Raw genomic sequence first — 12490 nt, forward strand, 5'->3', positions numbered from 1 at the left:
GCGCGTGCAGGATGCCCGGTTACCTGGATGACAGGGCAGCGTCAGAGCAGCTGGGCCAGGACTGCAGCTGCGGCCAGCAGAAGCATGAGGGCTCCCTGAACCGGTTTGGTCAGCCGGGCGGCTTTGCCCAGCAGCCCGTCGGGCACCTGGTGCATAAGCCAGTTGCGGCCGGCGTTTATTTTGCGCATTGCGACGTACCCCTTTCGGCAGGATCTCCGGCGATGCCTGCACTAGTTTTTAGTGTGCGTTCTCCCGGCGGCCTGTTTCCAACCGGAGAGCCATGATCTTCGCTACGGGCGGGCGTGGGGAAAGGAACACCCTTACTGCGCCGGTGCCTGCGCTCAATGTCGTGCCGGGCACAACCGCCGGTGAAGTCGCACACTGCGGCCGCCGGCGTGCCCCGGGGTGAAGCGGAATCGCGCCGGGATGCATTCAGGGCAGCGTCCTACCCTGAAAAAATGAAGATTCTGCCCCTGGCGGCAGCAGGGTTCATGGCTGGAGCCGTAGCCGCAGCCGGAACACTGGCCGCAACAGCTATCCATAAAGATCCAAGACCCTCGGCACTGTTTATCCGCGGAGTGTTTTCAAGCGGCGGCAAGGTCCAGCTGCGCACGCTTCGAAAGCATGTTCCGTCCGGGGGAGTCAGGGCGCACCGCTCGCTTCCGTACCTGGGCCGCAGCGGCCGCCAGTCCATGGACCTCTTCCTGCCCATGGACACCGGTGACGGTCCCCATCCCGTGGTTGTCTGGGTGCACGGAGGCGCGTGGATATCCGGCTCCAAGGAGAACGTTGCTCCATACCTGGAAATCCTGTCCGGCCAGGGCTACGCGGTAGCCGGGGCCGGATATTCAATTTCTCCCGAAGCCAGTTACCCCCAGGCCGTGATCGAGCTGAACCAGGCGCTCGGATACCTGCGGGAACATGCGGGGGAGTACGGCCTTGATCCGGACCGGATTGTCCTGGCCGGTGATTCTGCCGGGGCCCAGCTGGCCGCGCAGCTGGCACTGATCATCACGGACCCTGACTACGCCGGCCGGACCGGGGTAACCCCGGCCGCAGCACCGGAACATCTTCGCGGGATGCTCCTGTTCTGCGGTGTATACGATCTGAAGACCATGTCGAAGCTAACCGGTCCGCTGGGCTGGGGCTTCCGGACCGCGCTCTGGGCTTACACCGGCAGCAAGGACTGGGCCTCCACTCCCGCAGCGGAGCATATGTCGATCGTCGACCACGTCAGCGCCAAATTCCCGCCGTCATTCATATCCGGCGGCAACGGCGATTACCTCACCGAACAGCAGTCCAAGCCGCTGGCTGACAGGCTCGAGCAACTGGGCGTCCCGGTGGTCCGCAGGTTCTGGCCCAAGGACCACAAGCCTGCCCTGGGACATGAATACCAGTTCAAGCTTCAGCTGCGGGAAGCGCGGATGGCACTGGCGGAGACGCTCAATTTCCTGGATACGGTGACCGGGGAAAAAACGGTTCCGGTCCGCTCCGACTTCCAAGCTACGGCTTAGCGACCGGCGCGGCATAGAAATGCCGGTCCACCCCAATGAAGGGTGCGGACCGGCATTTCGCTGTGGGCTAGGACTGCCAGATGTCGTCGCCGCGCAGGGTGGCGTCTGCGCCGCCGTCGCAGTAGATGGTCTGGCCGGCGAGGTGGGAGTTCTCTTCGCTGGCAAGCCAGGCAAGGAGCCGGGCGATGACAACGGGCTCAGAGTGGCCGTTTAGCGGCATCGGCACGTTTTCGTCGACCATCTTGACGCCCTCGGGCGTGGCCAGGAGCTCCTTGGTCATTGCGGTCAGCACGGTGCCCGGTGCAACGGCGTTCAACGGGATGCCGTTGCCTGCGTAGAGATCGCTGACCGAAGCGCGGCGGACCCAACGGCTGAGGGCACGTTTGGAGGACGGGTAGTTCAGGTATCCGATCTGCGGACCCTGGTCGGCAAGCTTCTGTCCGATCTGGCGGGCCAGGGCCTCGTCTCCGGCCAGCATGGCATCGACCAGCTCGGGGGAGTTGGGCTGCAGCGAGGCCATGGAACTGACTACGACGGCGCGCGGGGCCTCGCTGCGTGCCAGTACCGGGGCGAGGCGGTCAAGGAACTCGGTGACTCCGAAGAAATTGACGGAGACCGTCAGCGGAACCGGGGCAGAAATGCCGGCGCAGGCAATGACGGCATCTATGGTGCCGCCGGCAAGCTCCACGGCGCGGTCAACGGCGATCTGGCGTCCCTCGGGGGTGCTGAGGTCGGCTTCTACCTCGGCATTGCGCAGGTCAACACCAATGACGGTGTTGCCCCGTTCTTTCAGCAGCTGCGCAGTGGCTGCGCCAATGCCGGAGGCGGACCCGGTGACGATATAAGTACGTGTAGTCATACTTCGAGACTACTCCCGGTTTCCGCGTGGTATAGCGGCTGCGGAGCGCTTGCGTCCCTGCCGGGGCAGAATGGAAATCTGCCGTGTGAATGTGCCGCCGGGGGACCCCTTCCGAAACGCTAGTTGACATAATGTAGATTATCGGCGAACGAGGCAGGGGCCTGAAAGGAGTCCCCCCGGGCGTTTGTACCAACCCCTGGGCCAAGTGCCGATCCTCTCCGTAACGCGGCCGCGGTTGTGCCGGGCCTGATCCGGCCAAATGCTTTTGGCGCGCCGCAAAGCGATCCGTGCTGCGCAGGCAAGGATTTCGCACGAGGTACCTCACGTGTTTTTGCTCATGTTCGCCGTGTTCGCGTCCGCGTTCTTGGGTTGACATAATCTCCCCCGCAGCCAGCTGCGCGGCCGTGGACAGGTTTACATAACGCCTGTCTGTCCGGCGGGAACAAATCGGCGGGGTGCTTCGTTGTAGGTGGCGTTGACCTGCAAAGATGCTGGAGATTCCGCTGAAAGGCGGCTGTTGGCCCTTGATGGACGAGGGCTTGCTTCCCTGGATGCGTGATGTCCTGCGGCCTGGGTGGTCTCCCGGTGCCGGAGCAGATCATCAGGGTTATCTATTTTTTTCACAGTTGGACCTATTCAGAAGCCGTTTGGTGTGTTAGACGGCTTCGGCTATATGATCTACGCTCGAACCCCCCACGATTTCAGGAGAAAAGCACTACACATGGCTACCGATTACGATGCACCCCGCGTCAAAGAAGAAGACCAGCCCACGGACTCTTTGGAGGGGCTGAAGGCCCAGCAGCGCGGCGGAGCGATGACGGCAGTTATCGACGTCGAGGAATCTGACGCCATCGACGGGTTCGACCTCCCCGGCGCGGACCTCTCCGGTGAAGAACTGCTGATCAAGGTTGTCCCGGCACAGGCAGACGAATTCACCTGCATGTCCTGCTTCCTGGTCCGCCACCGCTCCCAGATCGCCCTGGAGAAGAAGAACGGCGACAAGTACTGCGTGGACTGCGAGGGCTAAGACTCTCCCCCGCACAAAGACGACTGAAGCTGCCCGTATCGCACCTGATACGGGCAGCTTCTGCGTTCCGGAAGGGCTGCGCTGCCGGCCAGGGTTCCGCGGGACCCTAAAATGGAGCCGTGATCTACGAATCCGGTGCAGCAGAGTCTCCTGCTGCCATACGTTCCCTGGTCCTGCCGATTCTCGAGGAGGAGCTGGTACCCATAGTCCAGCTGGGGCACCCGGTGCTCCGCCGGCCTGCTGTCCCCTTCGACGGACAGCTGGACCCTGAGGAGCTCAAGGCACTGACCGCCTTGATGCGCCGCGTCATGCACCATGCCCCCGGCGTCGGACTCGCAGCACCCCAGATCGGAATACCGCTGCGGCTGGCTGTACTGGAAGACGCCTACGCCCCGGATCCGGAAGCTGCTGAGGTCCGGGAACGCACGCCGCTGGATTTCTTCACCATCATCAATCCGCGCTACGAACCCCTGGACGGCAGGACTGCCGCCTTCTACGAGGGATGTCTGTCCTTCGAGGGTTATCAGGGCGTGGTGGAACGGCACCATTCCGTGCGGCTGGATTACGACGACGAGCTGGGGAACGTGCAGCAGCGCACTTTCTCCGGATGGCCGGCACGGATCGTCCAGCACGAAACCGACCATCTCAACGGCGTCGTCTATGTGGACAAGGTCATGACCCGTTCACTCACTTCCAACGCTGAGTACATCCGCTGGGCGGCGCCGGAAATCGACGAAGCCCGGCGCGTCCTGGGGTTCTAGCCCAGGATGCACCGGGCCCTTCCATCCCGGTAGCCTAGGCCCGCGCGGCCGCCGGCTCGCTTGCCGCCCCGGCAGACTCATCGCCCGGGTTCGCCTTGGTCGGGAGCCACCTGGCCCACCAGCGGAGGACGTGCTCGAAGCGCTGGCGGCGGTGCCAGGGCGTACCTGCCCTGGACAGTTCGTGGTTCTCCCCCGGGAAAAGCAGCATCTCGGTAGGTACGCCCTGGAGCTTGAGCGCCGTGTAGTACCGCTGGGCCTGCTCCACCGGGCAGCGCAGATCCTCCTCGGAATGGATAACCATGGCGGGAGTCCGAACCTTGTCCACCTGGGCAAACGGGCTCTGGGACAGGACATGGCCGGGATCGGAACCGGTGTAGGCAGCCGAGAAGAACCAGCCGATATCTGAGGAACCGATGAAGGACAGCGGATCCAGGAAGCCGCGCTCGACGATTGCTGCAGTAAAGCGATGATCCTGGGAGATTGTCCAGGCAGTCAGGTAGCCGCCGTAGGAACCGCCCATGACACCGAGACGGCCGGCATCGAGTTCCGGATGGGCTTCAAGCGCGCCCTCCAGAAAACCGAGGACGTCCTGGAGATCCAGTGTTCCCATGGCTTCCTTGATGGCCCGCCCGTGTTCCTGCCCATAACCCGAGGAGCCGCGTGGATTGCACATCAGCACCGCGTACCCGGCTGAGGCGTAGGCCTGAGCCTCATCGAAAAGGCCCCACCCGTACTGGGAGAACGGGCCGCCGTGAATGTTCAGCAGCACCGGATGCGGACCTTCGCCTTCGGGCAGGACAACCCAGCCATGGACCGGATATCCGTCCGCTGACGGATGGGTTTCCTCGTGCAGGTCCAGCACACCCGCCTGTTCCCTGAACCCGGCTGAGAAGTCGGTCAGGACACGCAGGGAATCCGGCGCGGAAGGATCAACCACAGCCACATCACCGGCGGTCTGCGGATCGGTGAAGGTAACCACAACGGTGCCGGATGCACAGGCAGCACCGGTAACAACGCGCGGCCCGGACACAAGGGCACGCACTTCGCCGGAGTGGCCGGCGCGCAGCAGCTCGCAGCCTCCCCTGTCCAGGTTGAACACCAGGACATCGGTTCCGTCTGCGGGCACGATCCCGCCCCCGGCCAGGTCGGTGGTCTCGGGTTCGGTCAGCCGTACGGCAGCGGACGGGTCGGCCATCGGCGCTGCAAAGAGGGCGGTATTGCGTGCCACGAAGTCCAGGCCGGTTTCGGAGAGATCCTGCCCCAGGTAGTAGAGCCACCTGCCGTCGCTGCTCTGAAGGGGTGAGGACGCGGTGAGGCGGCTGCCGGCGAGGTTGGTCAGCCGGTGCGGCTCCCCCGTTCCATCGGCGCGCAGTTCGTAAACGTCGGTGACCAGGTCCGTGTCCGCGTCCTCATGCAGGGCCGCGGTGAAGAGGACAGAAGAGCCATCGGCGCTGAACACCGGGTTTTGGACGTCGGCCTCCCAACTGGTCAGCTTGACGGACTCAGGCAGGCCGCCGGACTTCTTTTCTGCGCCTTCCGCGGCCCTCCCCGCCGGAGTGACGAAGGGCTCAGCAGCGAGGTCAGGAAGCGTCAGGATGAAGGCCTGTACAAACTTGTCCCGGGTGTACCCGGCGCCGTTCATCCGGTAATTCAGGGTCGTAACGAGACGGGGATCCTCTGCGCCGCCGGAAACGCCGTCGAGCGTACCGTAGCGGCCCTTCTCCGGCTCCCGGGAGGAGAAGACAATCCGGGAAGAGTCCGGGGAGAACCGGAACCAGGAAACGCCCAGATGGCGGTCGGTGAGCTGTACCGGTTCGCCGCCGTCGGCGCTGACGGCGTAAAGCTGCGGCCGGCCGCCGGGCGCAGAGCGCAGGAAGGCGAGTGTTGATCCGTCCGGGGAAAACTGGGGGCTGGAGTCACTGAATCCCCGGGTCAGCCGGCGCGGGGCTGAGCCGTCCAGTGCTACGCTCCACAGCTGCCCAACATAGGCATCGGCTGCGAAGTCGGGGCGCTGCACGGAGACGACGGCGCGGGTTCCATCCGGGCTCAGGGCCGGTTCGGAGACGGAGTTCAGGAGATCCAAATCACTGGGTTTCATAAAACTGAGCCTAGCAAGCACCCTTTGGTCCTCCTGCCCATGCCGCTGCGTCGGCCCGGGTGGGCGGAGCCTAAGATTGAGGTATGCCCACCGGAAAACGCCGCCTCCTCGCCTGCCCCAACTGCGGGGGCGAGCTTCTGCCGGACGAGGCGCGCAGCCGGCTCAGCTGCCCCGCCGGGCACCGATTCGACGCCGCGCGGCAGGGATACTTCAACCTGCTCACCGGAGCCGGCACCAAGTTCCAGGCTGATACGGCTCAAATGGTGCAGGCCCGCTGCGACTTCCTGGCTGCCGGCCACTATGCTCCCCTGGCGCGGCGCCTTGGCTTACTGGCAGCCGAGGCTGCGGAGCGCCCTGTCCTGCTAGATGCCGGAGCAGGCACGGGCTACTACCTGAACGAAGTCCGGAAAACGGTGGATGCATCGGAAGCCGTGGCCCTGGACATTTCAAAGTTCGCCCTGCGGCGGGCCGCCCGTGCACTGCCGGGAGGCTATGCCCTGGTATGGGACGTCTGGCGGACGCTGCCGCTGGCGGACGGTGCCGCAGACATACTGCTGAATGTCTTCGCGCCCCGGAACCCGAACGAGTTCCGCCGGGTACTGGCTCCCGGCGGGATGCTGCTGGTGGTCACGCCCATGCCGGAGCACCTGCAGCAAATCCGTGCCCTCACGGGAATGCTGGACATCGCGGACGAGAAGGAAATGCGGGTAGCCAGGTCCCTCGGCCCCTCGTTTGCGCCGGGCCGGACGGAACACGTCCAGTACCGCATGGAGCTGGACCGCGCAGATGTGCAAAACGCAGTCATGATGGGCCCCTCGGCACATCATGTGGATTCCCTTGAGCTGTCTAAAACGCTCGACGGCGTTGACTTCCCCCTGGCCGTGACGGCCTCCTTTGCGGTCCAGCAGTTCCGGGCAGCGGAGGCGGCAGCCGGCTGATCTGCCCCGGCAGCGGCTCGCCTGCTGTCGGATGCGCCTAGGTAAACGGCGGTTTATCAGGCAGAATAAGCCAAAAGTCCGCAACTACCCTATCCGCCCGGCGCCGGACGGCTCACGTTACCGGCACCGGTATAAACGGAGCCGGAGGGAAAGACCATGCAGGAACTGTACGACTGGCTCGTAGCATACGGCTGGGTCCTCTGGCTGGTGCTCTTCCTGGGGTTCGCAGCCATCGAGACCCTGACCCTTGACCTGTTCTTCGCGATGCTCTCGGTGGGCGCCCTGGCGGCCATGCTCGCGGCTGTGCTCTCGGCACCGCTCTTCCTCCAGGTCGTGGTCTTCTGCGTTGTTGCACTGCTGATGATCGTTCTGGTCCGTCCGGCAGCCCTCAAACACCTGAAGACGGGCACCAAAGAGCAGCGCTCAAACATTGAGCGGCTCATCGGCGAAGCCGCCATCACGCTTGAGCCCGTCGGTTCCCGCACAGGCACCGTGAAAATCGGCGGTGACACCTGGACTGCCCGCTCCGGAGACGGATCGCTGCTGCCGGCCGGTGAGCAGGTTGCCGTGACCCGCATCGAGGGTGCGACGGCGGTGGTTGAGCCGCTGCGCTCCGGCGGGATCCACTCAGAGGACCGGGGTTCCGACGGCGGCCGTCCCGGACACCACTAGATCCACAACGGGTTCCCGGCCACGGTCCGGGACCCCCGTAAAGCTCCGCAGTGCGGGGTGAGAACCAGGCTGGACTGCGACTTGCATTCCGGCCGCAATGCAAGGGGGAATATGGAAACCACCGTCCTGCTAGTCATCCTGGCTGTCCTGGTCATTTTTGTCCTGGTCATCCTCGTCAAATCCATCCGGATCATTCCGCAGGCCCGTGCCGGCGTCGTCGAACGCCTGGGCAAGTACCTTCGGACGCTTAATCCGGGCCTGAACATCCTGATCCCTTTCGTGGATCGTCTGCTTCCACTGCTGGACCTGCGCGAACAGGTTGTGTCTTTCCCGCCGCAGCAGGTCATCACCGAGGACAGCCTGGTTGTGTCAATCGACACCGTTGTGTACTTCCAGGTCACTGATGCCCGGGCAGCGACCTACGAAATCGCCAACTACATTCACGCAGTTGAACAGCTGACTACCACAACGCTGCGCAACGTGGTTGGCGGACTGAACCTGGAAGAAGCGCTCACTTCGCGCGACCGGATTAACGGCCAGCTCCGCGGAGTCCTGGACGAAGCCACCGGACGCTGGGGAATCCGTGTTTCCCGGGTTGAGCTCAAGGCGATCGAGCCGCCCCTGTCGATCCAGGATTCGATGGAAAAGCAGATGCGCGCCGAGCGTGAACGCCGCGCCACCATCCTCACCGCCGAGGGCACCAAGCAGTCCCAGATCCTCACCGCTGAGGGCCGGCGGCAGGCAGCCATCCTTGCGGCTGAAGGCGACGCCAAAGCGGCGATCCTGCGGGCTGACGGTGAAGCCCAGGCAATCCAGAAGGTCTTTGACGCCATTCACAAGGGCAACCCGGACCAGAAGCTGCTGGCCTACCAGTACCTGCAGACGCTGCCGAAACTGGCAGAGGGGGATTCGAACAAGCTCTGGATCATCCCCAGCGAACTTGGAGAGGCGCTGCGGGGTGTCGGATCGGCACTGGGCGACTACCTCCCTGACCTGAAGGCCGGGGCGGCTCCGGCATCGCCGGAGAGCAACGGATCCGCCGGCGCGGCCAATCCTGCTGCAGCCGGCTCCCCCGCTGAGCTGCGGGTGGGCACCGGGGACACCGCTTCCTAGTCCCCCGGTCGCTGATCGGCGCGGCGGCCGCTATAATTGACTGTTTGCCGGGGTGCTGGCGTTTCCCGGGAACAGGATTAGCGGCTGCCGCGTTGAAACGGATGAGGTCCGGTGCGCAGCCGGCATGAGCTTTAGCGGCTGCCCTGCTGGGGCAGCGGGCATTACTGATGGACCCGGTGGGTCTTTCGAACTGATGAGGGAGAAAAAATGAGCGATCGTAGCCTGCGGGGTATGCGACTGGGTGCGCAGAGCATGGAGACTGAATCCGGCGTCGAGCCGGCTCCACGCCAGCGTGTCGAGTACCGCTGCGAGGACGGCGAACGCGTGTTCGTGACCTTTGCTGCCGAGGCAGAGGTTCCCCCGGTCTGGGTATCCAAGACCGGCAAGGAAGCCCTGCTCGTTGACGGTGAGAAGCCGGACACCAGCAATGAGAAGCCGGTGCGTACGCACTGGGACATGCTGCTGGAGCGCCGCAGCATCGAAGAACTCGAAGTCATTCTCCAGGACCGCCTGGATAAGCTTCGTGAGCGCCGCGGGGAACGTACGGCTTCCAAGTAGATACCGCGCATTGAACTGATACGGCGAAGGCCGGCAGCCCCCGGGCTGCCGGCCTTCGCCGTATCCGGCTGCAGGATCATCGGGCCTGCAGCCGCCAGGGTCTAACCCCGTTTGGTGAGCTTCTCCCAGCGGGCAGACAGGCCCCACTTGGTGACGTTGGCGATTGCTTCAAAGACAATGTTGCCGCTCATCTTCGACGCCCCGAACTCGCGCTCCACGAACGTGATGGGCACCTCGGTTATCCGAAGCCCCAGACGGGCCACGCGGAAGGTCATGTCTACCTGGAAGCCGTAGCCCACGGACTCAACCGCGGAGAGGTCCAGCTTCTCGAGGGTGCTGCGGCGGAAGGCGCGGTATCCGGCTGTGATGTCCCGAACCGGGATTCCAAGCATCAGCCGCGAGTAGGTGCTGCCTGCACGGGAAAGCAGCTTGCGGTGCAGGGGCCAGTTCACCACTGAACCTCCGGGGACCCAGCGGGAACCGATGACGAGGTCTGCTCCGGCGGCGGAAGCCTCCAGCAGCAGCGGGAGCTGCTCAGGCTTGTGTGAACCGTCGGCGTCCATCTCCACGAGGACGTCGTAGCCGTTTTCAAGGCCCCACCGGAATCCTGCGATGTACGCTGCGCCCAGGCCTTCCTTGCCCTTGCGGTGCAGGACGTGGACCTTGGGGTCCAGGGCCGCCTGCTGGTCTGCATAGGCACCGGTGCCGTCGGGACTGTTGTCATCGGCAATCAGGACGTCCGAATCCGGGACGGCGGTGCGCAGCCGCTGCAGCGTCTTGGGCAGCGACTCGATCTCGTTATATGTGGGGATGATGGTGAGAACGCGCACTCAAAGGCCTTTCAACGAACACGAGCCGCGCTTATCGCGGCTCGGAGGGGGTACTGCGGACGAAGGCAGGATTACCAGTATATGGGAGCTTCGCCAGGTACTGCCCTTGGGCGGTTTCGGCGCCGGGCGCACAAAGGGACAGGTTCCGCCGTCTTCGGGCCAGTTCCGGAGCCTCCGGACCTGTTTTCTACTGACGGATGAACCTGTCCCTATGTGTTGCAACAGATGGCCCTGCACCGCATAAGGGTCTGAAGAGCCATCACCCCCACACACGAAGTGCCCGGGCCGTGGCACCTTGGTACCGGCAATGCCGGACCGTGCCGCGGTGTGTCTAGACTACGTCCTGAGCACGAAGTGTCAACATGTTTCCTGACTAGGTGACTCATGCGTTCACGCAGGTCAGAGCCCTGTTATTCCGGGACAGAGACAGGAAAGTTTTTCGGGGGCCTAGCTAAAATCCGGTGCCCGGTATAGCTCCGTCCCCAGGTGCACGGTCTGCAGGCAGCGGGGCAGCTCGGCAGTGTCCAGGGCCGGCAGGAGCGGTGTACCCGCCCTGGGATCGGTGCTCCAGGAAGCAACTGAGGCGTCTGGAGTCTGCACCATCAGCTCGTCAGCCTCCCATACGGCGAAGGACGCCGGAGTTCCGGGTGCAAGCTGGCCCAGCATGGGGTTTCCCGTGCCGGCAGCGCGCCACCCGGCACGGGTGTGGGCGATGAAGGCCGCCCGTGCTGAGATCCGCTCGGCCGGACTGTTATGCATCACTGCGGCCTGGACGGTCCGCCAGGGATCCAGACCGGTTACGGGCGCGTCAGAACCGAACACAACGGGCACCCCGGCAGAGAACAGGGCAGCGAACCGGTTCATCGACGTGCTGCGCTCCCCCAGGCGCTGGGAATACATGCCGCCGTCCCCGCCCCAAAGAGCATCAAAGGAAGGCTGCATGCTCGCTGTGACGCCGTACCGCACCAGTTCGGCCACGGCGGCGTCGTCGCTTAGCTCAAGATGCTCCAGGCGGTGGTGCGCAGCGCGCAGTGCCTGCTCCCCTACGGCCGCGGCAGCCAGACGAAGGGCACCAATAACGGTGTCCAGGCCCGCATCGCCTATGACATGGAACCCGGCCTGCAGGCCCGCGCGGGTGGTCAGCTCCAGGTGGCGTGCTGCCTGTTCGGCGCTAAGGTACACACTGCCGGAGGTCTCCGGCGCGTCGCTGTAGGGAGAGCGCAGTGCGGCTGTCCGCGCACCGATGGACCCGTCGATGTTCAGGTCTCCTGCCAGGCCCAGCAGCCGGCCGCCGAAGGCCTCCGTAATCTCTGCCAGCTCGGCCTCGTTCTGTGCCAGCTGCCCCCAGTACGGGAGGACCTGCGGTGCAGGGGCATCCGGCATGCTGCCTTCCAGGCCAAGGAGCTGCCGCAGGTCCTCTGCCGGTGCAATGTGCGGTGCGGCCATCTCGGCCACGGCCACGATGCCTCGCGAGGCAGCCAGATCAAGGGCCGTGCGCTGGTAGCGGGCCCGCTCGGAGAGCGAAAGGCTGCGGGATACCGCCCGGGCTGCTTCGTGGGCACCGCCGGTGACGAAGCCGTCTTCCCAGCCGTCCAGGCGGGCCAGCCCAAGCTCGGCAGCCAGGGTTCCGGAGACCACGGCGCAGTGCACATCGGCCCGGGCCAGGTAAACGCGGCGGTTGCCTGAAGCGCGGTCGAGTTCGGCTGCTGTCGGGACCCTGCCTTCAGGCCAGGCGGACTCGTCCCAGCCGTGCCCGATGATCAGGCCCAGCGAGCCGTGAGCAGCTGCTGCGACGGCGTCGAGCAGCCCGTCGAGGCTGTGCACGCCCGTGAGGTCCAGGGACGAGGCGGCAAGACCGGTCTCGGTTAGGTGGACATGGGAATCGACGAATCCGGGGGCGGCGAGGGCGCCCTGCAGGTCCACCACCTGCATTTGGTCGTCCTGGATGGACGTGGCGGCCTGCTCCGAGCCGACCCAGGCGACGGTTCCGCCGTCAACCAGCATGGCGGTCGCGAACGGGTCTGCTGAGCTGTAGACCGAGCCGTTGCGGTAAAGGGTCAGGGCATTGGCCGGGGCCGTGCTGTTCAAGGACTCACCTGTTCTATGGATCGTGCGGTTTG

12 protein-coding genes are annotated in these 12490 nt (G+C 64.7%); 7 read left to right on the top strand and 5 right to left on the bottom strand.

What is annotated here, in order from left to right; translation table 11 throughout:
- Positions 1–41: 41 nt before the first annotated feature.
- Positions 42–188, bottom strand: a complete 147-nt coding sequence (locus AO716_RS17470; RefSeq protein WP_154578113.1) for a hypothetical protein — start codon at positions 186–188, stop codon at positions 42–44.
- A 270-nt stretch (positions 189–458) separates the two neighbouring features.
- Here AO716_RS17470 and AO716_RS12040 point away from each other — a divergent pair, with 270 nt between their 5' ends.
- Positions 459–1514: an alpha/beta hydrolase gene (locus AO716_RS12040; protein ID WP_160317931.1), complete on the top strand. Its 1056-nt coding sequence runs from the start codon at positions 459–461 to the stop codon at positions 1512–1514.
- Between the two features lie 67 nt (positions 1515–1581).
- Here the strand turns inward: AO716_RS12040 and AO716_RS12045 are convergent, their stop codons facing one another.
- On the bottom strand, positions 1582–2373 hold the full coding sequence (locus AO716_RS12045; RefSeq protein ID WP_055241060.1) for an SDR family oxidoreductase: 792 nt from the start codon (positions 2371–2373) through the stop codon (positions 1582–1584).
- Positions 2374–3094: 721 nt separating this feature from the next.
- On the opposite strand from AO716_RS12045, the gene AO716_RS12050 reads away from it, so the two are divergent.
- Together AO716_RS12050 and AO716_RS12055 are read left to right on the top strand one after the other, a co-directional pair.
- Positions 3095–3400, top strand: a complete 306-nt coding sequence (locus AO716_RS12050; protein WP_055241061.1) for a DUF4193 domain-containing protein — start codon at positions 3095–3097, stop codon at positions 3398–3400.
- Between the two features lie 119 nt (positions 3401–3519).
- Positions 3520–4161, top strand: coding sequence for a peptide deformylase (locus tag AO716_RS12055; RefSeq protein WP_055241062.1), 642 nt, complete (start codon positions 3520–3522; stop codon positions 4159–4161).
- 34 nt (positions 4162–4195) lie between these two features.
- Here the strand turns inward: AO716_RS12055 and AO716_RS12060 are convergent, their stop codons facing one another.
- The gene (locus AO716_RS12060) at positions 4196–6259 is read right to left on the bottom strand and encodes an alpha/beta hydrolase family protein (RefSeq protein WP_055241063.1); all 2064 of its coding nucleotides are present in this window, start codon (positions 6257–6259) and stop codon (positions 4196–4198) included.
- Between the two features lie 83 nt (positions 6260–6342).
- Between AO716_RS12060 and AO716_RS12065 the strand changes: the two genes are divergently transcribed.
- The 4 genes from AO716_RS12065 (at position 6343) to AO716_RS12080 (ending at position 9540) form a co-directional block, all read left to right on the top strand.
- Entirely contained in the window at positions 6343–7197 is an 855-nt protein-coding gene (locus AO716_RS12065) for a putative RNA methyltransferase (RefSeq protein ID WP_055241064.1), read from the top strand.
- Between the two features lie 165 nt (positions 7198–7362).
- Positions 7363–7869 carry an NfeD family protein gene (locus AO716_RS12070; RefSeq protein WP_055242228.1) on the top strand — a complete coding sequence of 169 codons (507 nt, stop codon included), beginning with the start codon at positions 7363–7365 and terminating at the stop codon, positions 7867–7869.
- 111 nt (positions 7870–7980) lie between these two features.
- Entirely contained in the window at positions 7981–8982 is a 1002-nt protein-coding gene (locus AO716_RS12075) for an SPFH domain-containing protein (protein WP_055241065.1), read from the top strand.
- A 207-nt stretch (positions 8983–9189) separates the two neighbouring features.
- On the top strand, positions 9190–9540 hold the full coding sequence (locus AO716_RS12080; RefSeq protein ID WP_055241066.1) for an RNA polymerase-binding protein RbpA: 351 nt from the start codon (positions 9190–9192) through the stop codon (positions 9538–9540).
- Positions 9541–9641: 101 nt separating this feature from the next.
- Here AO716_RS12080 and AO716_RS12085 read toward each other — a convergent pair whose 3' ends face one another.
- Positions 9642–10370 (bottom strand): polyprenol monophosphomannose synthase, encoded by a 729-nt coding sequence (locus AO716_RS12085; RefSeq protein WP_055241067.1) that lies wholly within the window; start codon positions 10368–10370, stop codon positions 9642–9644.
- A gap of 447 nt (positions 10371–10817) precedes the next feature.
- Complete coding sequence (locus tag AO716_RS12090) at positions 10818–12458, bottom strand: amidohydrolase (RefSeq protein WP_235472077.1); 1641 nt, start codon at positions 12456–12458, stop codon at positions 10818–10820.
- Between the last annotated feature and the right edge of the window lie 32 nt (positions 12459–12490).

It is taken from the genome of Arthrobacter sp. Edens01, from assembly GCF_001307035.1.
In the GTDB taxonomy this organism is placed as follows: Bacteria; Actinomycetota; Actinomycetes; order Actinomycetales; family Micrococcaceae; genus Arthrobacter_B.